General features: G+C 75.4%; 26 protein-coding genes. 4 read left to right on the top strand and 22 right to left on the bottom strand.

Annotated features, from left to right (window positions below):
- The 19 genes from INN71_RS07560 to dut form a co-directional block, all read right to left on the bottom strand.
- A partial coding sequence (locus tag INN71_RS07560) for a hypothetical protein (RefSeq protein ID WP_301800022.1) occupies positions 1-237 on the bottom strand: 237 nt, incomplete at its 3' end.
- Between the two features lie 187 nt (positions 238-424).
- Complete coding sequence (gene nusB / locus INN71_RS07555) at positions 425-829, bottom strand: transcription antitermination factor NusB (protein WP_277501189.1); 405 nt, start codon at positions 827-829, stop codon at positions 425-427.
- A complete protein-coding gene (gene efp / locus INN71_RS07550; RefSeq protein WP_277501188.1) occupies positions 829-1,392 on the bottom strand; it encodes an elongation factor P in 564 nt (187 codons plus the stop codon). Before efp ends, nusB begins: the two co-directional genes overlap by 1 nt.
- 67 nt (positions 1,393-1,459) lie before the next feature.
- Positions 1,460-1,918 (bottom strand): type II 3-dehydroquinate dehydratase, encoded by a 459-nt coding sequence (locus INN71_RS07545; RefSeq protein ID WP_277501187.1) that lies wholly within the window; start codon positions 1,916-1,918, stop codon positions 1,460-1,462.
- Entirely contained in the window at positions 1,915-3,048 is a 1,134-nt protein-coding gene (aroB, locus tag INN71_RS07540) for a 3-dehydroquinate synthase (RefSeq protein ID WP_277501186.1), read from the bottom strand. Before aroB ends, INN71_RS07545 begins: the two co-directional genes overlap by 4 nt.
- Positions 3,041-3,565 (bottom strand): shikimate kinase, encoded by a 525-nt coding sequence (locus tag INN71_RS07535; RefSeq protein WP_346813339.1) that lies wholly within the window; start codon positions 3,563-3,565, stop codon positions 3,041-3,043. The genes aroB and INN71_RS07535 overlap by 8 nt, the downstream gene beginning before the upstream one ends.
- Positions 3,562-4,761, bottom strand: a complete 1,200-nt coding sequence (aroC, locus tag INN71_RS07530; RefSeq protein WP_277501185.1) for a chorismate synthase — start codon at positions 4,759-4,761, stop codon at positions 3,562-3,564. Before aroC ends, INN71_RS07535 begins: the two co-directional genes overlap by 4 nt.
- Before the next feature lie 13 nt (positions 4,762-4,774).
- Positions 4,775-5,518, bottom strand: a complete 744-nt coding sequence (locus tag INN71_RS07525; RefSeq protein ID WP_277501184.1) for an A24 family peptidase — start codon at positions 5,516-5,518, stop codon at positions 4,775-4,777.
- A gap of 11 nt (positions 5,519-5,529) precedes the next feature.
- Positions 5,530-6,372, bottom strand: coding sequence for a shikimate dehydrogenase (locus INN71_RS07520; protein WP_277501183.1), 843 nt, complete (start codon positions 6,370-6,372; stop codon positions 5,530-5,532).
- On the bottom strand, positions 6,347-7,579 hold the full coding sequence (gene mltG, locus INN71_RS07515) for an endolytic transglycosylase MltG (protein WP_277501182.1): 1,233 nt from the start codon (positions 7,577-7,579) through the stop codon (positions 6,347-6,349). The genes INN71_RS07520 and mltG overlap by 26 nt, the downstream gene beginning before the upstream one ends.
- Positions 7,572-8,030 carry a Holliday junction resolvase RuvX gene (gene ruvX, locus INN71_RS07510; RefSeq protein WP_277501181.1) on the bottom strand — a complete coding sequence of 153 codons (459 nt, stop codon included), beginning with the start codon at positions 8,028-8,030 and terminating at the stop codon, positions 7,572-7,574. Before ruvX ends, mltG begins: the two co-directional genes overlap by 8 nt.
- 10 nt (positions 8,031-8,040) lie before the next feature.
- Positions 8,041-10,743: an alanine--tRNA ligase gene (alaS, locus tag INN71_RS07505; protein ID WP_277501180.1), complete on the bottom strand. Its 2,703-nt coding sequence runs from the start codon at positions 10,741-10,743 to the stop codon at positions 8,041-8,043.
- Positions 10,743-11,126 (bottom strand): DUF6167 family protein, encoded by a 384-nt coding sequence (locus INN71_RS07500; RefSeq protein ID WP_277501179.1) that lies wholly within the window; start codon positions 11,124-11,126, stop codon positions 10,743-10,745. The genes alaS and INN71_RS07500 overlap by 1 nt, the downstream gene beginning before the upstream one ends.
- The gene (locus tag INN71_RS07495; RefSeq protein ID WP_277501178.1) at positions 11,123-11,689 is read right to left on the bottom strand and encodes a hypothetical protein; all 567 of its coding nucleotides are present in this window, start codon (positions 11,687-11,689) and stop codon (positions 11,123-11,125) included. The genes INN71_RS07500 and INN71_RS07495 overlap by 4 nt, the downstream gene beginning before the upstream one ends.
- 25 nt (positions 11,690-11,714) lie before the next feature.
- Complete coding sequence (locus INN71_RS07490; protein ID WP_277501177.1) at positions 11,715-13,112, bottom strand: replication-associated recombination protein A; 1,398 nt, start codon at positions 13,110-13,112, stop codon at positions 11,715-11,717.
- On the bottom strand, positions 13,109-13,849 hold the full coding sequence (locus tag INN71_RS07485; protein ID WP_277501176.1) for a DUF3159 domain-containing protein: 741 nt from the start codon (positions 13,847-13,849) through the stop codon (positions 13,109-13,111). The genes INN71_RS07490 and INN71_RS07485 overlap by 4 nt, the downstream gene beginning before the upstream one ends.
- Complete coding sequence (locus INN71_RS07480; protein ID WP_277501175.1) at positions 13,849-14,163, bottom strand: OB-fold nucleic acid binding domain-containing protein; 315 nt, start codon at positions 14,161-14,163, stop codon at positions 13,849-13,851. Before INN71_RS07480 ends, INN71_RS07485 begins: the two co-directional genes overlap by 1 nt.
- A gap of 62 nt (positions 14,164-14,225) precedes the next feature.
- Positions 14,226-14,864, bottom strand: coding sequence for a DUF3710 domain-containing protein (locus INN71_RS07475; RefSeq protein ID WP_277501174.1), 639 nt, complete (start codon positions 14,862-14,864; stop codon positions 14,226-14,228).
- On the bottom strand, positions 14,865-15,395 hold the full coding sequence (dut, locus tag INN71_RS07470) for a dUTP diphosphatase (protein ID WP_346813333.1): 531 nt from the start codon (positions 15,393-15,395) through the stop codon (positions 14,865-14,867). It abuts the gene before it with no gap.
- An 87-nt stretch (positions 15,396-15,482) separates the two neighbouring features.
- Between dut and INN71_RS07465 the strand changes: the two genes are divergently transcribed.
- A complete protein-coding gene (locus INN71_RS07465; protein WP_277501172.1) occupies positions 15,483-15,941 on the top strand; it encodes a DUF3093 domain-containing protein in 459 nt (152 codons plus the stop codon).
- 59 nt (positions 15,942-16,000) lie between these two features.
- Positions 16,001-16,369 (top strand): DUF4235 domain-containing protein, encoded by a 369-nt coding sequence (locus INN71_RS07460; RefSeq protein WP_277501170.1) that lies wholly within the window; start codon positions 16,001-16,003, stop codon positions 16,367-16,369.
- 94 nt (positions 16,370-16,463) lie between these two features.
- On the opposite strand, the gene INN71_RS07455 is transcribed toward INN71_RS07460, so the two are convergent.
- The 3 genes from INN71_RS07455 to INN71_RS07445 all read right to left on the bottom strand — a co-directional run bounded on the left by INN71_RS07455 (position 16,464) and on the right by INN71_RS07445 (position 19,048).
- The gene (locus INN71_RS07455; RefSeq protein WP_277501169.1) at positions 16,464-16,754 is read right to left on the bottom strand and encodes a DUF4193 domain-containing protein; all 291 of its coding nucleotides are present in this window, start codon (positions 16,752-16,754) and stop codon (positions 16,464-16,466) included.
- Positions 16,755-16,874: 120 nt separating this feature from the next.
- Positions 16,875-17,891: an inositol monophosphatase family protein gene (locus INN71_RS07450; protein WP_277501168.1), complete on the bottom strand. Its 1,017-nt coding sequence runs from the start codon at positions 17,889-17,891 to the stop codon at positions 16,875-16,877.
- A complete protein-coding gene (locus tag INN71_RS07445) occupies positions 17,888-19,048 on the bottom strand; it encodes a ferrochelatase (RefSeq protein ID WP_301800019.1) in 1,161 nt (386 codons plus the stop codon). The genes INN71_RS07450 and INN71_RS07445 overlap by 4 nt, the downstream gene beginning before the upstream one ends.
- A 74-nt stretch (positions 19,049-19,122) precedes the next feature.
- Here INN71_RS07445 and INN71_RS07440 point away from each other — a divergent pair, with 74 nt between their 5' ends.
- Positions 19,123-20,355 carry an MFS transporter gene (locus INN71_RS07440; RefSeq protein WP_277501413.1) on the top strand — a complete coding sequence of 411 codons (1,233 nt, stop codon included), beginning with the start codon at positions 19,123-19,125 and terminating at the stop codon, positions 20,353-20,355.
- Between the two features lie 11 nt (positions 20,356-20,366).
- A complete protein-coding gene (locus INN71_RS07435) occupies positions 20,367-21,677 on the top strand; it encodes a D-arabinono-1,4-lactone oxidase (RefSeq protein ID WP_277501412.1) in 1,311 nt (436 codons plus the stop codon).
- The last annotated feature ends 19 nt before the right edge of the window (positions 21,678-21,696 follow it).

Here is a 21,696-nt window from a genome sequence, read left to right as displayed (position 1 = left end):
GTACCCGAGCGGCGGCGCGGGTGCACCCGCGGGCGCGACGGGCGGGGCGAGCGGGGGTGGGGGCACGAGCCCGGCGGGGTCGCCCGGGTCGGCGGCCGGCGCCTCGGCGGCGACGTCGGCGCGGCGACGACCCTGGGCCCGGTCCCGCTCGACGGTGTAGGCCTCGAGCTCGTCGGTCGTGTAGAGCCGTTCGCTCGTGTGCTCCCCGGTGCCGGGGTGCGGGTCGGGCAGGGTCACCGGGCTCCTCCTGTCGTCCACGGTCCCGAGCGGCGGCGCGGGCACGGCTGCCGGCCCGGCCTACCCGCGGGCCCCGGCCGACAAACGCGGGCCATCCCGGGACACGACGAACCCGGCACCCCGTGGAGGGGCGCCGGGTCGGCGGACGTGCGGTGGAGCCCGGATGGAGCCGGGGTGGAGCCGCGGCTCAGGCCTGGCGCTGCTCGCGCACGACGGAGGCGAGCACGCCGTTGACGAAGCCCGGCGACTCGTCGGTGGACAGCTCGCCGACGAGCGTCAGCGCCTCGCTGATGGCCACGGCGGCGTCGACGTCGTCGGCGTGGAGGATCTCCCACACCCCGATGCGCAGCACGTTGCGGTCGACGGCGGGCATCCGCTCGAGCGACCAGCCCTGTGCCCGTGCGGACAGCACCCCGTCGATCTCGGCGCGGTGCTCGTGCACGCCGCGCACCAGCACCTCCGTGTAGGGGTTGCCCGGCGCCTCGCCGGCCGCGATGGCGGCGTCGAGGGCCTCGACGGCGTCCTCGCCGCGCATCTCCGCACCGAAGAGCACGTCGAGGGCACGCTTGCGCGCCTTGGTGCGAGCCCCCATCAGCTGGAGACGCGGCCCAGGTAGGAGGAGTCGCGGGTGTCGACCTTGACCTTCTCGCCGTTGCTGATGAACAGCGGGACGTTGATGACGTGGCCCGTCTCCAGCGTGGCCGGCTTGGTGCCGCCCGTGGAGCGGTCGCCCTGCAGGCCCGGCTCGGTGTAGGTGATGAGCAGCTCGACGGAGGCGGGGAGCTCGATGAAGAGCACGCGGCCCTCGTTGGTGGCGACGATCGCCTCCTGGTTCTCCAGGAGGAAGTTCTTGGCGTCCCCGACGATCTCGGGCGCGACCTCGATCTGGTCGTACGTGCCCGTGTCCATGAAGACGTAGCTGGTGCCGTCGTTGTAGAGGTACTGCATCGTGCGGCGGTCGACCGTCGCGGTCTCGACCTTCGTGCCGGCGTTGAAGGTCTTGTCGACGACCTTGTTGGACTCGACGTTCTTCAGCTTGGTGCGGACGAACGCGGGACCCTTGCCCGGCTTGACGTGCTGGAACTCGACGACGGCCCAGAGCTGACCGTCGATGTTGAGGACCATGCCGTTCTTGAGGTCGTTCGTGGATGCCATGCGCTCGGTCAGCCTTCTCTCGACGGGTGGGGGTCGGGTACGCCGCAGCGCACGCCAGCGGGCGAGTCTAGCGAGCGACCGCGGCGGCCACGAACTCCAGTGCCTCGCGGTAGCCGTCGACACCCTTGCCCGCGACCACCGCTGCCGCGTGCGGCGTCACCACGGACGTGTGGCGCCACCTCTCGGGACGGGTGGTCGGGTCCGACAGGTGCACCTCGACGAGGGGCGCCGCGAGCTGGGCGCAGGCGTCGAAGACCGCGTAGGAGTAGTGCGTCCACGCGGCCGCGTTCAGCACCACCGGCACCGCGTCGTCGGCGGCCGCGTTGAGCCAGTCGACGAGGACGCCCTCGTGGTTGGTCTGGCGCACCTCGACGGTCAGCCCGAGCTCCGCCCCCCACCGCTCGCACGCGGTGACCAGCTCGTCGTACGTCGTGCGGCCGTAGATCTCCGGCTGCCGGCGCCCGAGACGCCCGAGGTTGGGGCCGTTGAGCACGAGCACGGGCGTGCCCGTCCGCGCGCCGCTCACCCCCGGCCGCCCGTGCGGACCACGTCGTACGCGGCCCGCAGGTCGGCCTCGGAGGGCCCGGCCAGGATCCGGGGCCGGGCCAGCCCGTCGAGCACGACGAAGCGCAGCTGGTCGCCGCGCGACTTCTTGTCGAGCCGCATCGTGGCCAGCAGCTCCTCGAAGGGGGCGCCGTCGTACGACGTGGGCAGCCCCACGGCGGCCAGCGCGCTCGTGTGCCGGTCGGCCAGGGCGTCGTCGACGTGCCCGGTGCGCCGGGCGAGCTCGGCGACGAAGACCATGCCGATGGCCACCGCCTCGCCGTGGCGCATCGTGTAGTCCTCGGCGCGCTCCACCGCGTGCGCGAGGGTGTGGCCGTAGTTGAGCGCCTCGCGCCCCGGGTGCTCGGCGCCGCTGGTGCCCGCGGTCTCCCGCAGGTCGCCGACCACGACGTCGATCTTCACCTGCACCGCCCGGCGCACCAGCTCGGCGAGCACGGGGCTCGCAGGGTCGACCGCGCCCGCCGGGTCGGTCTCGACGAGCCGCAGGATCTCGGGGTCGGCGATGAAGCCGCACTTGACGACCTCGCCGAGCCCGCTGACGAGCTCGTCGTGCGGCAGCGTCGCGAGGGTGGCCAGGTCGCAGACCACGCCGGCGGGCTCGTGGAACGAGCCCACGAGGTTCTTGCCGGCGGCGGTGTTCATGCCGGTCTTGCCGCCGACGGCCGCGTCGACCATGCCCAGCAGCGTGGTCGGCACGTGCACGACCCGCACGCCGCGCAACCAGGTGGCGGCGACGAAGCCGCCCATGTCGGTGGTGGCGCCGCCGCCGACGGTCACGACCGCGTCGGAGCGGGTGAAGCCCGCCTCGCCCAGCGCGTCCCAGGCCCGCACGGCGACGGCCGCGGTCTTCGCGCCCTCCCCCTCGGGCAGGGCCAGCTCGAGCACCGCGAGTCCGGCGGCCTCGAGACGCTCCACGACGGGTGCGGCGAGGTGGCGCAGGCCCTCGGGGTGCAGCACGGCGACGCGGCGCACGCCGTCGCCGAGCATCGGGAGGACGTGCTCGCCCACCCCGGAGCCGATGACGACGTCGTACGGCGACGCGCCGCCGACGTGGAGGGTCGTCGTACCGACGACGGGGGCGGTCTCAGGCACGGGCGTGCTCCAGCCGGGCCTCGACCTCGTCGGCCACCTGCGCCGGGTCGAGGCCGTCGGTGGGGACGCGGACGGTGGCGAGCCCGGCGTACACCGGGGTGCGCTCGTCCAGCAGCGCCTTGATCCGCCCGCGGACGTTGCCGAGCAGCATCGGCCGCGACGCGCCGAGCCCGACCCGCTGCACGGCCTCGGCGAGACCGACCTCAAGGAACACGACGACGTGGCCCTCGAGCAGCGCGCGGGTGGTGGGGTCGACGACCGCACCCCCACCGAGCGCGAGCACGCCGTCGTGCTCGGCCAGCGCGCGGGCGACGGCCTCGCGCTCGAGGGCGCGGAAGTGCGCCTCCCCGTCGGTGACGAAGATGTCGGCGACCTCGCGGCCCTCCGCGGCGACCACGTCGGCGTCGGTGTCGCGGAACCCGACGCCCCACCGGCGCGCCAGCTCGGCGCCCACCGTGGTCTTGCCGGCGCCCATCGAGCCGACGAGCACCGCCCGGGGGCGGGTCGTGGGGTTCACCGGACCCTCAGCGCCGCGAGGTAGCCCTCCACGTTGCGCAGGGTCTCGCCGACGGAGTCGCCGCCGAACTTCTCGGTCACGGCGTCGGCCAGCACGAGCGCCACCATGGCCTCCGCGACGATGCCGGCGGCCGGCACGGCGCAGACGTCGGAGCGCTGGTGGTGCGCGACGGTCGCCTCGCCCGAGGCGACGTCGACGGTGCGCAGGGCGCGGGGCACGGTGGCGATCGGCTTCATGGCCGCGCGCACGCGCAGCACCTCGCCGGTCGACATGCCGCCCTCGATGCCGCCCGCGCGGGCCGTGGCCCGGCGCAGGCCGAGCTGGTCCGGGGCGGCGCCGGGGGTGTCGGCGACGATCTCGTCGTGGGCCTGCGAGCCCGGCGTGGCGGCCAGCTCGAAGCCGTCGCCGACCTCGACGCCCTTGATGGCCTGGATGCCCATGAGCGCGCCGGCGAGGCGCGCGTCGAGGCGGCGGTCCCAGTGCACGTGCGAGCCCAGGCCCGGCGGCAGGCCGTGCACGACGACCTCGACGACGCCGCCGAGGGTGTCGCCGTCCTTGTGGGCCTGGTCGATGCGCTCGACCATCGCGGCACTCGCCGCCGCGTCGAGGCAGCGGACGGGGTCGGCGTCGAGGCGCTCGACGTCGTCCGGGCCGGGCACGGAGCCGGCCGGGGCGGGCACGCCGCCGAGCTCGACGACGTGGGACACGATGCGCGCGCCCGTCGTCTGCTCGAGGAACGCGGCCGCGACGGCGCCGAGCGCGACGCGCGCCGCGGTCTCGCGGGCCGAGGCCCGCTCGAGCACGGGCCGGGCCTCGTCGAAGTCGTACTTCTGCATGCCCACGAGGTCCGCGTGGCCCGGGCGGGGCCGGGTCAGCGCGGCGTTGCGGGCGCTGTTCTCCAGCTCGGCGGGGTCGACGGGGTCGGCCGACATGACCTTCTCCCACTTGGGCCACTCGGTGTTGCCGACCTCGACCGCCACCGGTCCGCCCTGCGTCGCGCCGTGCCGGACGCCGCCGACGAAGCGCACCTCGTCCTGCTCGAACTTCATGCGCGCGCCGCGGCCGTAGCCGAGGCGGCGGCGCGCGAGCGCGTCGGCGACGTCGCCGGACGTGACGCGGACGTGGGCGGGAAGACCTTCGAGGATCGCGACCAGGCTGGGGCCGTGCGACTCCCCCGCGGTGAGCCATCGGAGCATGGGGGCGAGTCTTTCACGCCGCGAGGCCCGGCAGCACCGACGGCCCGAGGAGCAGACCGAGCAGCGTGCCGAGGAACATGAACGGCCCGAGCGGGTACGACGAGCGGCCCAGCACCCGCAGCAGCATCAGCAGCCCGCCGACCACCCCGCCGAGCAGGAACGGCAGGTAGAGGCCCAGCGCCAGCTCGGCCCACCCGGCCCAGCCCAGCACGGCGCCGAGCAGGCCCGAGAGGCGCACGTCGCCGAAGCCCATCCAGCTCGCGTTGATCCGCCACGGCAGCCAGTAGCAGAAGAGCGCGACCGCGAGCCCGACGGCGGCGCGCCGTACCGGCGCACCGTCGCCCTCCACCAGCCACGCCGTCGCCATGAGCAGGGCCACCACGGCGTACGTCGGGTAGATGATCCGCGTCGGCAGCAGGTAGGTCCGCAGGTCCACCCACGACAGCAGCGTGCCCACGCCGGCCAGCACCACGAGCCAGGCCAGCGGCCACGCCCAGCCGGTGTGCGCCCCCAGCAGCCCGCCCGCCAGCGCGGCGACGACGGCGAGACCGAACGGCAGGGCCGGCGCGGCGGCGAGCTCGCCGAAGGTCGGGTACGTCGGCGCGTCGGGCGCCGCGGCACCGATGCCGACGTCCGCCTCGTCGTCGTCCTCGTACGGCGGCGGGTCGGGCACCCGGGCCAGGGCGGCGGGCAGCACGGCGGCCAGGGCGGCCGCGGCGGTCGCCCCGACGAGCACCGCACCGACCTCGACCACCACGGTTGGGCCCCTCAGCGCTCGCGCAGCGCCGCGAGGCCGGCGTCGCGCATGACGTCGACGCCCACGCGCTCGCCGGTGAACTGCTCGAGCTGCAGCAGCGCCTGGTGGACGAGGAGGTCGAGCCCGTTGACGAGCACCGCGCCGTGCCGCTCGGCGGCCTCGGCCAGCGGGGTGGGCCACGGGTCGTAGACGGCGTCGAAGACCACCGGCGCCACCGCCAGGCGCTCCACGAGCTCGGGCCCCTGCGCCTCGACGGGCACGGTCGAGACCACGACCTCGCCCGGCGGCGCCACGTCCTCCGCGCCGGCGACCGCCACGTCGGGGGCCGACGGGTGCGCCTGCACCGCGGCCAGCGTCTCCGCCGCCCGCTCCGCGGAGCGCACCACCAGCGTGATGGACCGGACGCCGAGGTCGGCCAGCGCCAGCGACACCGACGTCGCGGTCGCGCCGCCCCCCACCACGGTGGCCGAGCGGACCGTGTCGACGCCCCGCTCGCGCAGCGCGTTCACCGCCCCGGGCACGTCGGTGTTGTCGCCCCGCACCCGGCCGGCGTCGAGCACCAGCGTGTTGACGGCACCGGCCGCCGCCGCGAGCGGCGTGACCTCGTCGGCCAGCCGGGCCGCCTCGCGCTTGAGCGGCATCGTCACCGACAGCCCGCGCCACGAGGCGTCGAGCCCCGCCACGAAGTCGGCCAGACCGCCCGCCGGCACCCGCTCGGCGACGTAGCTGAACCCGCTCAGGCCGAGGGCGTCGTACGCCGCCGTGTGCAGCACCGGCGAGAGCGAGTGCGCGATCGGGTCGCCCACGACCGCGCACCGCCCGAGGCGGTCACTGCTGCTGGGCGCGCCGGACATTCTCGAGGTGGTCGGCGTAGGTCACGGCGAAGTCGGACGAGTTCGACCCGTCCCCCGCTGCGACGAAGTAGCAGTAGCCCTCCGACGTCGGGTTGACCGCGCCCTCCATCGCGCTGCGCCCCGGGGCGGAGATGGGGCCCGGGGGCAGGCCCGGCTCGACGTAGGTGTTGTAGGGGCTCTGGACGGCGCGGTCCTCGTCGGTGGTGAACGGGGTGTCGGTCTCGCCCTTGATGAAGTTGACGGTCGAGTCCATCTGCAGCAGGCCGGCGGGCACGCCGACGCACTGGTCCGCCAGCCGGTCGTAGATGACCTCCGCGACGGCGGGCCGCTCCTCGGGGAGCAGCACCTCCTTCTCGATGATGCTGGCCACCGTCAGCAGCTCGGCCTGGGTGTAGCCCGGGACCGCGTCGTCGACGAGACCGACCTCCGCCGCGACCTCCTTCCAGCGCTCGACCATCTGCGTCACGATCGAGACGGCCGTGGGCTCGGGCCCGAAGTCGTAGCTGTCCGGGAACAGGTAGCCCTCCACGCTGTCGGCGCCCTCCGGCAGCCCGATGGCGGGGTCCTCCGCGGCCGCGGCGAAGTCCTCGACGGGGAGTCCGGTCGCCTCCGCGAGGAGCGCGAAGGTCTGCTCGGCCGTCCGGCCCGCGGTGATCGTGATGCCGTTGCCGCCGCCGATGTAGTCGGCGTTCGTCATCAGCTCGGCGGCCTGGGCACCGCTCATGCCCTCGCACATGGTCCGCGTGCCGTCCCGGACGCTGCCGGCCCCGACCGCCGACGTGAACGCGCCGCTCGAGGCGACGACCCCCTCGTCCGCGAGCAGGCGACCGATCTGCCCGATGAGGTAGCCCTCCGGGACCGTGATCTCGACCTCGCCGGAGGTCGCGCACTCCTCGACCGAGGCGACGCCGTCGAAGTCCTCGGGGTCGCCCCCGCCGCCCAGCCGGTCGGCCACCCAGCTCACGCCGAGGTAGAGGCCACCCACGACGAGCGCCATGACGACGAGGAAGCCCAGCAGGCAGCCCACGGGCCTGCGCTTCTTCTTCGCGCGGCGCGAGCCACCCTGACGGCGGGGCTCGTAGGCCTCCTCGTCGTGGTGGACCTCGTCGTAGCCGGCGTGCTCGTCGTACGCGTGGTGCTCGTCGTACGGGTCGTCGGCACCCAGCACGTCCAGGCGGTCGTCGTGGTGCGGGGACGGGTCAGACATCGTTCTCCTCGAGGAGTCGGCCGGGCGCGACCCCCGTGCGCCGCTCGGTGTCCAGGACGTGTTGCAGGATCAGCACGGCAGCGGCCTGGTCGACGACCGACCGCTGGTTCTTGGCCTTGCGACCGCTCGCGCGCAGCATGCTCTCCGCGGACACGGTCGTGAGTCTCTCATCGACGAGCCGGACCGGGGTGCCACCCAGCCGGGACGCCAGCTGCGTGGCGAACTTGCGGACCTTCGCCGCCGCCGGGCCCTCGCGGCCCGACAGGGAGCGCGGGAGGCCGACCACGACCTCCACGGCCTCGACCTCGTCGCGCAGCGCGACGAGTCGGGCGAGGTCGCCCGGCCCGCGCCGCACGGTCTCGACGGGTGTGGCGAGGATGCCCGAGGGGTCGCACCGGGCGACCCCGATGCGGGCGTCCCCCGGGTCGATCCCCAGCCGCACTCCGCTCATCGTGGCCCGCTCAGGCGCCGTCGCCCGCGGTGGCGCGGACCTGGTCGAGCACCGCCGCGAGCGCCGCGTCGATGCCGCCGACGTCGGTGCCGCCGCCCTGGGCCACGTCGTCCTTGCCGCCGCCCTTGCCCCCCAGGTGGGGGCCGGCGGCCCGGACGAGCGCGTTGGCGCTGAGGCCGCGCTCCCGCGCCGCGTCGTTGACCGCGGCGACCACGGCGGGCTTGCCGCCCCCGTCGCCGACGACCACGACGACCGCGGGTCGCGACGGTGCGATGCGGCCCCGCACGTCGAGCGCCAGGGTGCGCACGTCGCCCCCGGCCGCGCCGGGCGCACGGGTGGCGACCACGGCCACCCCGCCCACGTCCTGGGCGCCGGCGGCCAGCTCGCCCGCCCCGGCGAGGAGCTGCACGAGGCGGGCCCGCTCCAGCTCCTTCTCCGCAGCGCGCAGGCGCTCGACGAGGTCGCCCACCCGGCCGACGAGGTCGTCGGGCTGGGTCTTGAGCAGACCCGTCAGCTGGGCCACCACGTCGCGCTCGCGGGCGAGGTAGGCGAAGCCCTCGACGCCCGTGAAGGCCTCGATGCGCCGGTTGCCGGAGCCGACCGAAGACTCGCCGGTCACCACGAGGGTGCCGATCTGCGACGAGTGGTCGACGTGCGTGCCACCGCACAGCTCGCGCGACCACGGCCCACCGATCTCGACGACGCGGACCTTCGTCTCGTCGTAGGTCTCGCCGAACAGCGCCAGCGCGCCCCACTCGCGGGCCTCGCCGAGCGTCATGAACTGGGCCGCGACGGCGAGGTCGGCGCGCAGCGCCTGGTTCGACACCTGCTCGATGTCGTGCACCTGGCCCGGCGTGAGGCCCTGGGTCCAGCCGAAGTCGAGCCGCAGGTAGCCCGGGCGGTTGTAGGAGCCGGACTGCAGCGCGGAGGGGCCGAGCACCTCGCGCAGCGCCGCGTGCACCACGTGCGTGCCGGAGTGGGCCTGGCGGGCGCCGATGCGCCAGTCCGGGTCGACGCGGGCCTGCAGGGTGCCGCCGGTGCGCGAGCCGAGCGCCAGCTCGCCGTCGACCACGCGCACCTGGTGGACCACGAGACCCTTGACCGGTCGCTGGACGTCGAGCACCTCGAGGCGCCCGCCGTCGAACTCGATGGTGCCGGCGTCGGCGGCCTGGCCGCCGGACTCCGCGTAGAACGGGGTGCGGTCGAGCACCAGCTCGCCGACCTGGCCCGCGGTGAGCACGTCGGTGGGGGCGCCGTCGGCGAGCAGCGCCAGCGGCCGCGACTCCGTCTCGAGCGTCTCGTAGGCGAGCCACTCGGTCGGGCCGTGCGCGTCGAGCACCCCGCGGTACGCCGAGGTGTCCGCGTGCTGCCCCTTCTTGCGGCGCGCGTCCTCCCTCGACTTCTCCCGGGCCGCCTGCATGAGGCCGCGGAAGCCCTGCTCGTCGACGCTGAGGCCGGCCTCGGAGGCCATCTCGAGCGTCAGGTCGATGGGGAAGCCGTAGGTGTCGTGCAGCGCGAACGCCTTCGCGCCCGAGAGCCGGTCACCGCCGGACTGCTTCACCTCGCCGGCCGCGAGGTCGAAGATCTGCGTGCCGGCCTGGAGCGTCTTGCGGAACGCCTCCTCCTCGGCGAACGCGACGCGGCTGATCCGGTCCCACCCGGTGAGCAGCTCCGGGTAGCCCTCGCCCATCTTGTCGCGGCTCACGGGGAGCAGCTCGGGCAGCGACGGGTCGCCGTACCCCAGCAGGCGCATCGAGCGGACGGCGCGGCGCAGGAGGCGGCGCAGCACGTAGCCGCGGCCCTCGTTGCCCGGAGTCACGCCGTCGTTGATGAGCATCATCGACGAGCGGACGTGGTCGGCGACGACCCGGAAGCGCACGTCGTCGGCCGGGTCCGCGCCGTACCGGCGGCCCGTGAGCTCCTGGGCGCGCTCGATGACGGGGAAGACCACGTCGATCTCGTACATGTTGTCCTTGCCCTGCAGCAGGTACGCGACCCGCTCCAGGCCCATGCCCGTGTCGATGTTCTTGCGGGGCAGGGAGCCGGCGACGTCGAAGTCGGACTTGCTGCGCACCGCGGACAGCTCGTCCTGCATGAAGACGAGGTTCCAGAACTCGAGGTAGCGGTCGCCCGCGTCCCAGTCGCGGTCGGCGCCGTACGCCGGCCCACGGTCGATGAGGATCTCCGAGCAGGGACCGCCGGGGCCCGGCACGCCCATCGACCAGTAGTTCTCCTTGGGCGGCAGCCGCACGATGCGGTCGTCGGGGAGCCCGGTGATGCGCTTCCACAGCGCCACCGCCTCCTCGTCGCCGTCGAGCACCGACGGGTAGAGCACCGACTCGTCGAACCCGAAGCCGCCGTCGGCCTGGGCCTTGGTGACCAGCTCCCAGGCGAGCGTGATGGCGCCCTCCTTGAAGTAGTCGCCGAAGGAGAAGTTGCCGCACATCTCGAAGAAGGTGCCGTGGCGGGTGGTCTTGCCGACCTCCTCGATGTCGAGGGTCCGCACGCACTTCTGGATGCTGGTGGCTCGCGGGTACGGCGCGGTCTCCTGCCCGAGGAAGAACGGCTTGAACGGCACCATGCCCGCGTTGACGAACAGCAGGTTCGGGTCGTCGAGGAGCAGCGAGGCCGAGGGCACGACCGTGTGCTCGCCGACCGCCGCGTTGCTCGCGAAGTGGTCGGTGAACCGGCGGCGGATCTCCGCGGTGTCCATCAGCTGCTGCCTTCCTGCCCGGCGCGGGGGCCGGGGGTCGAGTCGAGGGGGTGGTGCGGGGCCGGGGCGGCACCGGCGACCCCGGCGGGGCCGTCGGGGGCCTGATCCGGCGCGGTGATGCTGCCAGGCACCGTGGCGCCGCGCGCACCCGGGGTCAGCTCGGGCAGGCCGTGGGGCACGAGCCCGAACCGCTCGCGCAGCTCGGCGTCCTTCTCCGCGGCGCCGGCGGTGAACTCCTCGGCGAGCATGCGGGCGCCCACCCGGAGCCCCGCGAGCCGGTCGCGGGCCCCGTCGGGCGTGAGCGCCTCGGCGGCCCGCCGGGCGCGCACCGCGGCCCACAGGCCGGCGCCCGCGCCGGTGACGAACCAGATGCCGCCCCTCACGCCGCCTCCTCCGCGCGCTGGCGGGCGTGGAGGTCGCGGCGGGCCTGCTTCAGCTCGGCGCGGCGCGCGCGGCGCGACCGCTTGACCTCACGCCGTACCTCGAAGCGCACGCGGTTGCGGGTCTCGGGGGCGAGCGCGCGCCGTACGCCGTAGGTCACCGCCGCGGCCCGCACCAGCGTCTCGCGCAGCACGAGGTCGGCGAAGAGCCGGCCGTCGACGCGACCTGCGACCTCGACGGTGCGCCGGGGGCCGGCCGGTGCGACGGGGGCCGCGGGCTCGGCGCCGAGGCGGGTGATGACGTAGTCGGGGGCCGGCCGGCGGCGCGCGGCGGGGGCCACCTCGCTGCGGGCGACGTCACCGGCCGCACGGTCCCGCTCCGCCTCCCGGCGCTCCACCGCGGCGACCTGGGCGCGCAGCTCGGCGGCGTCGGCACGGGCGGCGGCGAGCTCGGCGCGGGTGCGCGCCTGGCGGCGCAGCACGACGACGGTGAGCACGAGGACGACGGCCAGGGCGGCGAGCACCAGGCACGGCAGCACCCAGGGCGTCGTCAGTACGTCGCTCATGGAGGGTGACCTTATCGCGGGGTGCTCAACGCGTCGCGCCGTCGCCGGGCTGCCCGCGCACGATCCGGCGGATGCGGGCCCAGCGCTCCCCCAGCGCGGCCTCGGCGCCGTTCGCCGTCGGCTCGTAGTAGGTGCGGTCGGCGACGGGCTCCGGGGCGTAGACCTGGGTGGCGATGCCGTAGGGCGCGTCGTGCGCGTACTGGTACGTCGCGCCGTGGCCGATCTTCTTGGCGCCCGCGTAGTGGGCGTCGCGCAGGTGGGGCGGCACCGTGCCGATCTTGCCCGCACGGACGTCGGCCTGCGCGGCGTCGATGGCCTTGTAGACGGCGTTCGACTTCGGCGCGACGGCGAGCGCGACGGTGGCCTGGGCGAGGTTGAGCCGGGCCTCGGGCATCCCGATGAGCTGCACCGCCTGGGCCGCGGCGACCGCCGTCGTCAGGGCGGTGGGGTCGGCCAGCCCGACGTCCTCGCTGGCCAGCACCACGAGGCGGCGGGCGATGAAGCGCGGGTCCTCCCCCGCCTCGAACATGCGGGCCAGGTAGTGCAGCGCCGCGTCGGCGTCCGAGCCGCGCACCGACTTGATGAAGGCGCTGATGACGTCGTAGTGCTGGTCGCCCTGCCGGTCGTAGCGCACCGCGGCCTGGTCGACCGCCGTCTCGGTCGTCGCGAGGTCGATCTCGTCGGAGCCGCGCGACGTCGCGGCTGCGGCTGCAGCCTCGAGGTAGGTGAGCGAGCGGCGGGCGTCGCCGCCGGCCATCCGCACGAGGTGCGCGCGCGCCTCGTCGGTGATGGTGAGCGCGCCGGCGAGACCCCGCTCGTCGCCCAGCGCCCGGTCCATCACCGCGGCCACGTCCTCGTCGGTGAGCGACTGCAGGCGCAGCAGCAGCGAGCGCGAGAGCAGCGGGGAGATGACGGAGAAGTAGGGGTTCTCGGTCGTGGCCGCCACGAGCGTCACCCACCGGTTCTCCACGCCGGGCAGCAGCGCGTCCTGCTGCGCCTTGGAGAAGCGGTGCACCTCGTCGACGAAGAGCACGGTCTCGGTGCCGGTCCGCACCAGGTCGGCGCGCGCCGCGTCGATGGCGGCCCGCACCTCCTTGACGCCGGCGGAGACCGCCGAGACCTCGACGAAGCGCCGCTGCGTCTGCTGCGACACGATCGAGGCGATCGTGGTCTTGCCCGTCCCGGGCGGGCCCCACAGCAGGAGGCTCAGCGACCGGTCGCCCTCGATCAGCTGGCGCAGCGGGGAGCCGGCGGCGCGCAGCTGCTCCTGGCCGGCCAGCTCGTCGAGGGTGCGCGGACGCATCCGCACCGCCAGCGGCGCGGCGGCGTGGTCGGCGGAGCTCAGCGAGCCCGACCCGCTCCGGGCGGGCGGCCGGGCACCCGGGACCTCGAACAGGCCGTCGGCCTCGGGTACGTCGCTCATCCGGCGGGTGCGGCCGGCGCGTCGGGCGCGGCCGGGTCGGCCAGCGGCGTGCGGTCGCGCGAGAGCATCCAGATCATGGCGGCGAAGGACGCGATGCGCAGCGGCCAGCCCAGCCCCAGGCGCAGCGCGGCGAGCACCGCGACGGCCGTGCCGGCCGACAGGGCCCCCGAGTGACCGGCCAGCCACACCGGGCCCTGCAGCAGCACGCCGATCGCGCCGGGGAGCAGGAGCAGCCACGTCAGGCGGGTGCACAGGCGCACGATGCCGCGGTCCTGGTGCCAGGCCGTCGCGTCGCCGGTGACGCTGCCGATGAGGAACCCCATCAGCGGCCAGCCCACGACGCAGCTGGCTCCCACCAGGACGGTGTAGCCGGCGCTGTAGAGGATGCCGGGCAGGAAGTAGGCGAGGGCCTGGTCGTCGACGGAGCCCCCGGACCGGGCCGAGAGGTGCACGAAGAGCCAGCCGATCCCGATGCCCACCAGCGCGTTCACGACGTACTGCACCGTCGAGCGCTGCACGAGCCGCGCGAGCAGGAGCACCACCGTGACGGCGAGGCTGGTGACGAGCCCGAGCTGCAGGTCCTTCGTGCTCAGCCACAGGACCGTGAACAGCACCGTGGGCACGGCCGCCTCCACGATGCCGCGCGCTCCCCCGAAGGCCGCCGCCAGCTGGCGGCGCACGAGTGCCTCGACCGTGTCCACGTCGACCACTGCCCGGGCGGCGGTGGGCTCGCTCATCAGGGCCTCAGCTCGTAGCGGGGGTTGAACATCACCCGGACGCCGTCCTGCACGCCGGCGCGCCCGGTCACCGAGATCGACCGGCCGGCGGAGATGCCGCGGATCGAGCGGCGCCCCAGCCACACGAGCGTCAGGGATCCGGTGCCGTCGGCCAGCTCGGCCTGGAGCGCGGGCACGCCCCCGCGCGGCTGGAGCGTGACGGTGCGCAGGATGCCGAACAGCTGGACGCGCTCGCGGTCGGGGGCGTCGCCGATGCAGGTGCGGCCCTCGCCGCCGTGGTCGCGGCGCAGATCGGAGGTCTCCTGGTCCAGCACCTCCCGGCCGTGCGGCCGCGCGCTGAGACCGAAGCGTCGGCGGGCCGCGTCATCGCTCGCCACTACTGCACCCGGCGGGCCTGCTCGGGGACGGTGATGGGCAGGGCGTCCCCGACCGCCATGGCCTCCTCGCCACGGCGGACGACGACACCGGCCAGCACGTCCTCCCACTCCGCGGCGGCCTCCGCGTCCGCCACCGGGCGGCCCAGGATCGTGGCGCGGAGCATCCAGCGCGGACCGTTGACGCCCACGACGCGGGACGGCTGCTGCGCCTTCGTGCCGTCGGGGCGCTGCACGGTGACCTCGCAGCGCAGCTCGGGGCCGAAGCGACCCTCCTGCTCGACGGCCGAGCCCCCGCGCCGGACGGTCTCGGCCGCGATCAGCGGACGCGTCTCGGCCCACAGGTCACCGTTGCGCGGGGCCGCGAACGCCCGCAGCTCGATGGCGCCCTCGGCTCCGGTGATGATGACCGCCTGGACCTGCTGCGTCTTCTGGTCGACCTGCAGCCGCACGTCGCGACCGGGGCCGGGTGCGATGAGGAGCGAGCCCAGGTCGGCGCGCTCGGCCTCCGGCGCGTCCTTCTCGTCGAACGGGCCCGTCGTCACCACGTCGGTGCGCTGCGGCGCGCCGAACGACGGCGTCAGCGCGGTGGGACCGGCGACGCCGTCACCCTCGACACGGGGCTTGCGGCGGAACTTCACTCACTTCTCCTCTGCGTGGGTGGGGGCCGGTCCATCACCCTCGGGCGCGGTGGTCGCGCCGAATCCCCCCGTGGAACCGTAGCCGCCCGCGCCCCGCACCGACGCCGGAAGGGCGTCGACCTCGACGAAGAAGGCGCGCTCCACCCGTTGGACGACGAGCTGGGCGATCCGGTCGCCGCGCCGCAGCACGATCGGCTCCCGCGGGTCGAGGTTGACCAGCAGCACCTTGACCTCACCACGGTAGCCCGCATCGACCGTCCCCGGCGTGTTCACGATGGAGAGGCCGTGCCGGGCCGCCAGGCCCGAGCGGGGGTGGACGAGCCCCACGTAGCCGTCCGGGAGCGCGAGAGCCACGCCGGTGGGCACGAGCCGCCGCTCCCCCGGCGCCAGCTCGACGTCGACCGCCGTGCGCAGGTCGGCGCCGGCGTCACCCGGGTGGGCGTACGCCGGCGGCTCCAGCCCGGGGTCCAGGCGCAGGAGCGCGACGGTCGGGTCCGCCGGGCGGGGCGGTGCGTCGGGGGTCTCGGCCACGCCGGGAACATAGCCCCCGCCGCCCCCGTCCCGGCGCGGGCGGGCCCGGTGCCGCCCGGGTCGCCCGGGGATGGGAAACTCTGCGACGTGTACGCCGAACGCCTCACCGTCCCGCTGCGGTGGTGGGTGCAGGGCACCATGCTCGTCGCCTCGTTCTGGATCGCGGCGGTCGTCGCCTTCCCGGTGCACCTGGCGTGGGTGCCGTCCGCCATCGCGGTCCTGGTGCTCGCCCTCGTGGCCCTCGGCCTCGCCACGTACGGCGGGGCCCGCGTCGCCGTCACCGAGCACGGCACCCTCGTGGCCGGGCGCGCCGAGGTCGGGCTGGAGCACGTCGGCGACGTCGTCACCCTCGACGCGGAGCAGACCCGGCTCGTCGCCGGCCGGCACGCCGACGCCCGCGCCTACCTCGTCCTGCGGCCCTACCTGCGGCGCAGCGTCAAGGTGACCATCACCGACCCGGCCGACCCCACGCCGTACTGGCTCGTGAGCTGCCGGCGCCCCGAGCGGCTCGCCGCCGCCGTCGCGAGCGCCCGTCAGCTCGGCTGAGCGGTCCCGCTCCGGGCACCCCCTAGGGTTGGGTGGCACGGCCGCCCGAGGGGCGGTCGGTGGACGAACCGCCCCGCGAGGAGGAGCACATGTCGAAGAGCTCGAACGAGGTCGGGAAGAGCTCGAAGGTCTGGACGGCCGGATCGGCGGTCTCCGCCATCGCCGCCGCCGCCGTCGCCAAGAAGGGCCTCACCACGTCGTGGCGCGCCGCGACCGGGAAGAACCCGCCCGCCAACCCGGCCGACCCCGACGTCGAGCTGTGGGAGGCCGTCGCCTGGGCCGTGGCCAGCGGCACGATCATCGCGCTGGCGCGCATGCTCGCGGCCCGCAAGGCGGCGCAGTACTACGCGCGCTCCACGGGCCACCTGCCCGGCGAGCTGCGGGCCGACGGCCAGCGCGCGGACAAGGCGAAGGCCCCCACGCACTGAGCGTGTCGTAGGACGACGAAGGCGCCGCCCTCCCTCGGGAGTGGCGGCGCCTCTGCGTTGCCGGGGCCCTGCGGGCCGGTGCGTCGGCTCGCGCTCAGACGCAGTCGCGGCAGATGAGCCGCGTCGAGTCCGCGAGCTGGCTGCGGTGGTGCACGAGGAAGCAGCTCATGCAGGTGAACTCGTCCTCCTGGCGGGGCTTGACCTCGACGGCCAGCTCCTCGTGCGAGAGGTCCGCGCCGGGCAGCTCGAACGACTCGGCGGCCTCGGTCTCGTCCTCGTCGACCTTGCCGGAGTTCTTGTCGTGACGGCGAGCCTTGAGCTCCTCGATGCTCTCCTCGCTCTGGTCCTCTTCGGTCTTGCGAGGTGCGTCGTAGTCGGTTGCCATCAGATCCCATCCCCGGAAGTAGCTCGTTGCCTGTGCTGGGCGCGGCAGATCATGCACCATCGCCGCCCGGTCCCGCACACCGGTGTCCCGTCTGCGGACACCGGTGCCACCAACAGTGGTCTAGGCACCGCTATTCCCGCTCGTCACCGGCGTGACCGACGGCTCGTCGGCCGCCTCCGCGGGGGCCTCGGCGGAGGTCTCCGCGGGGGTCTCGGCGGGGGTCTCCGCGGGGGTCTCCGCGGAGGTCTCGGCGGCCGCCCCGACGGGGGCCTCGGCGGGCGGCGCCTCGGTGAACCCGGCGGCGACGACGGCGTCGTACAGCTCGTCGAAGCCCTCGGCGGGCGCGACCACCAGCAGCTCGCGTCCGCCGACCCCGGTCGCGGTCGCCACACGTGCGCCGGCCTCGCGGGCGACGAGCACGCCGGCCGCGTGGTCCCAGGGGTGGGTGCCCTCCTCGAGGTAGCCGTCGGCGCGCCCGCCGGCCACGGCGCACAGGTCGAGGGCGCACGAGCCCATCCGCCGCACGTCGCGCACCCGCGGGAGCAGCCCGACGAGCGCCGTGGCCTGACGGCGGCGCTGCTCCGCGTCGTACGAGAACCCGGTGAGCACGAGCCGCTCCGCGAGCGGTGCGGCGTCGCGCACGTGGATCGGCACGCCGTCGGTGCGCGCGCCGCCGCCGGCGTACGCCTCGTGCACGGTGCCCGCCGCCACGTCGACCACGGCGCCCGCGACGACCCGGCGGCCCTCGGCGCTCTCCACCTCGGCGGCGATCGAGACGGCGTACTGCGGGATGCCGTAGAGGAAGTTGACCGTGCCGTCGATCGGGTCGACGACCCAGCGCACGCCGCTGGTGCCGGCGCGGTCGGCACCCTCCTCGCCGAGAATCCCGTCGTCGGGGCGCAGGCGGGCGAGGAGGTCGGTGACGAGGGCCTCGCTGGCGCGGTCGGCCTCGGTCACGACGTCGACGGCGCTCGTCTTGGTGTCGGCAACCGCGACACCCTGGGCGCGGGCACGGCGCACGAGGCCGGCGGCCTGCTGGGCGATGCCGACCGCGAGGTCGCGCAGGTCGGCGTACGGCGTGCCGTCGGGGGCCGTGCCCGGCTTGGGGGCGCGGGCACCGCGGGCCGGGGCGCTCACGCGTCCACCCCGCCGGCGACGGGCTGCCACTGCCGGGGGTTGGGGCAGCAGTCGACGGCGCACCGGTCCCACCGCGGGCCCAGCTCGCCGAGCGCGGGCCGGTCGGGCAGCGCGGCCTCGGGGGCGTCGCTCCCGGCCGCGGCCGCGCGCTCGACCGCGGCCCGCTCCAGGAGCAGGTCGCGGGCCAGCGACACGAAGGAGGGGTGCGTGCCGGCCGTCGCCGCGCGGGCGGCCGGGAGGCCGAGCTCGGCGGCGGTCGCGAGCGCCTCGGTGTCGAGGTCGTAGATGACCTCCATGTGGTCGGACACGAACCCGATCGGGGCCAGCACGACGCCGGGGACGCCCGCGGCCGACAGCTCGGTGAGGTGGTCGTTCACGTCCGGCTCGAGCCACGGCACCTGCGGCGGGCCGGAGCGCGAGCAGTAGACGAGGTCCCACGCGTGGGTGGTGCCCGTGGTGCGCGCCACCTCGTCGGCGATCACGCCCGCGGCGTCGAGGTGCTGCGTGCGGTAGGCGTCGCCCGTCGGACCGCTGCCGTCGTTCATGCTCGTCGGGATCGAGTGCGTGACGAAGACGATCCGCGCCCCCGCGCGGGCCTCCTCGGGCAGCTCGCGCAGCGCGGCGAGCACCGCCTCCACGTTGGGGCGCACGAAGCCGGGGTGGTTGAAGTAGACCCGGAACCGGTCGAGCACCGGCGGCTCCAGGCCCGCGTCGGCGGCGGCGCGGGCGGCGCCGGCGAGGTTCTCGCGGTACTGCCGGCACGACGAGTACGACGAGTAGGCCGACGTCACGAAGGCCGCGGCCCGCCGTACCCCGTCGCGCGCCATCTGCGTGACGACGTCGTCGAGGTAGGGGTCCCAGTTGCGGTTGCCCCAGTAGACGGGCAGGTCGATGCCGTGGGCCGCCAGGTCCTCGCGGATGGCCGCCAGCAGCGCCCGGTTCTGGTCGTTGATCGGCGAACGACCACCGAACAGGTCGTAGTGGGCGCCGACCTCGACGAGCCGCTCGCGCGGGATGCCGCGCCCGCGGGTGACGTTCTCCAGGAAGGGCACGACGTCGTCCGGACCCTCGGGGCCGCCGAAACCGACCAGGAGGAGGGCGTCGTACGGGCTGACGTCGGGGGCGTCGGTGGGGGGCGGGGACGTGTCGCTCGGCATGGCGCCATCGTAGGGAGGCGGAGGGCACGCGCTGATGCCGGGAGGGACGCCCGGGCGGCCTAGGCTCGGTCGTCGTGCTGACGTCGTACACCCGGATCCTGCGGCTGCCGGGAGCCCTCGCGTTCAGCCTCACGGGGCTGGTCGCCCGCATCCCCATCTCCACCGTCTCGCTCGGCATCGTGCTGCTCGTCTCGGAGCACACGGGCTCGTACGGCGTCGCCGGCGCCGTGTCGGCCGTCTACGTGCTGGCGAACGCCGCGCTCGCGATCGTGCACGGCCGTCTCGCCGACCGGCTGGGGCAGGCCCGGGCCCTCGCGCCGGCCATCGTCGTGTTCGGGATCGCCGGCACGGCGCTGGTCGCCGCGGTCGGGACCGAGGCGCCCCTGTGGACCGCGTACGTCGCGGCCGCCGTGGCCGGGGCCGCCCTGCCCCAGGTCGGCTCGTGCGTGCGGGCCCGCTGGGCCCACGTGCTGCGCGGCGACACCGCGGGCGTGCAGACGGCGTTCGCGCTCGAGGCGGTCGTCGACGAGGCGGTCTTCATCACCGGCCCGATCCTCGTCACGGTGCTGGCCACCGCGTGGGACCCCGCCGCCGGGCTGCTCGTCGCGGTGGCCGCCGGCGTGCTCGGCACCCTGGCGCTGACCGGCCAGCGGGGCACCCAGCCCCCGGTCGAGCGCCGTACGACGATGTCGGCGGCCCGTCCGCGGATGCCGTGGGCGACCATCGCCGCGCTCACCGCGTCGAGCTTCGGCCTCGGAGCCGTCTTCGGCTCGGCCGAGGTGGCCACCGTCGCGTTCGCGGAGGAGCAGGGCGCGAAGGCGTGGGCCGGTGTGCTGCTGGCCGCCTGGGCCCTCGGCAGCCTCGCCGCCGGCGTCGTCGTCGGAGCCGTGCAGTGGCGCGTCGGGCCGCACGCGCGGATGCGCTGGGCCGCGCTCGCCCTCACCGTCGCCATGGCGCCCCTGCTCGTGGTGCCCTCCGTCCTGGTGCTGGGCGTGTGCCTGCTGGTGGCGGGCGCCGCCATCTCCCCCACCCTCATCAGCGCCATGAGCCTGGTGCAGCAGGCGGCGCCGGCCACCCGCGTCACCGAGGCCATGGCCGTGCTCCACACCGGCATGGCCGCGGGCATCGCGCCCGGCGCGGCCCTGGCGGGCGTGTGCATCGACACCTGGGGCGCGCAGGCCGCGTACGCCGTGCCGGTGGTCGCCGGGGTCGTCGCCACCGTCGCCGCCTGGGCGACGCCCGTCCCCGCGACGGTCCCCGAGGCCGGGGCCGCTGCGCCCCTGCCGCGCGACGTGCCGACGCCCTAGGCTCCCGCCCCATGGGCGCTGCGAGCTGGTCGAACTGGGCGGGGACGGCGACCGCCCACCCCGCGACGACGAGCACCCCCCGCGACGTCGGTGACGTCGTCGCGGCCGTGCACCGGGCCCGGTCGCACGGCTCGACCGTCCGGATGGTCGGCACCGGCCACAGCTTCACCGACGTGGCGCTCACCGACGGCGAGCTGCTGCACCCCGAGGGGCTCGTCGGCGTGGTCGACGTCGACCGCGCGGCGATGACCGTGACCGTGCTCGCGGGCACGCCGCTGAAGGTGCTCAACGCCGAGCTCGAGCGCCTCGGCCTCACGTTGCACAACATGGGCGACATCGCCGAGCAGACGGTCGCGGGCGCCGTGTCGACGGGCACCCACGGCAGCGGGGGCACGTGGGCCGGGCTCGGCGCCCAGGTCGTCGGCCTCGAGCTGGTGACCGGCACCGGCGAGGTGGTGGTGGCCACGCCCACCGAGAACGCGGACGTGCTCGACCTCGCGCGCGTCTCCCTCGGCGCCCTCGGGGTCCTCACCCGGGTCACCCTCGCCGTCGAGCCGCTCCTCCTGCTCGAGGCCGTCGAGCAGCCGATGACGTGGGACGAGGCGATCGGCTCGCTCGACGCGCTGCTCGACGAGAACCACCACGTCGACCTGCACTGGTTCCCCCACACCGACCGCCTGCTGACGAAGCGGGACAACCGTCTCGACGCCGACCTCGACGAGGCCCGGCCGCTGGGTCGGGCGCGAGGCTGGGTCGACGACGAGCTGCTCGCGAACACCGTCTTCGGCGGCGTCGTCGCGCTGGGCAACCGCGTCCCCGCGCTCGTGCCCACCCTCAACCGGGTGGCCGCGCGGGCGCTGTCGCCGCGCACGTTCTCCGACGTCCCCCACCGCGTTCTCACGTCGCCGCGCCGGGTGCGCTTCCGCGAGATGGAGTACGCCGTGCCCCGCGCCGCGGGCCCCGCCGTGCTGGCGGAGGTACGGCGCACCATCGCCGCCGCGGACTGGCGCATCGGGTTCCCCGTCGAGATCCGGGCCGCCCGCGCCGACGACGTGCCCCTGTCGACGGCGTACGGGCGGGACTCGCTCTACCTGGCGTTCCACGTGCCCGCGGCGGTCGACCACACGGCGTACTTCGCCGGGGTGGAGCCGGTGCTGCGCGCCCACGACGGGCGCCCGCACTGGGGCAAGCTGCACACGCGGACCGCGGCCGACCTCGCGCCGGCGTACCCGCGGTTCGACGACTTCCTCGCGCTGCGCGAGCGCCTCGACCCCGACCGGGTGCTGGCGAACGCCTACACCCGCCGGGTGCTGGGCGACTGAACCCCGCCGCTCCCCGCGC

The organism is Nocardioides sp. ChNu-153 (genome assembly GCF_030466625.1).
Taxonomy (GTDB): domain Bacteria; phylum Actinomycetota; class Actinomycetes; order Propionibacteriales; family Nocardioidaceae; genus Nocardioides.
This window is presented reverse-complemented; position numbering and strand designations above follow the sequence as displayed.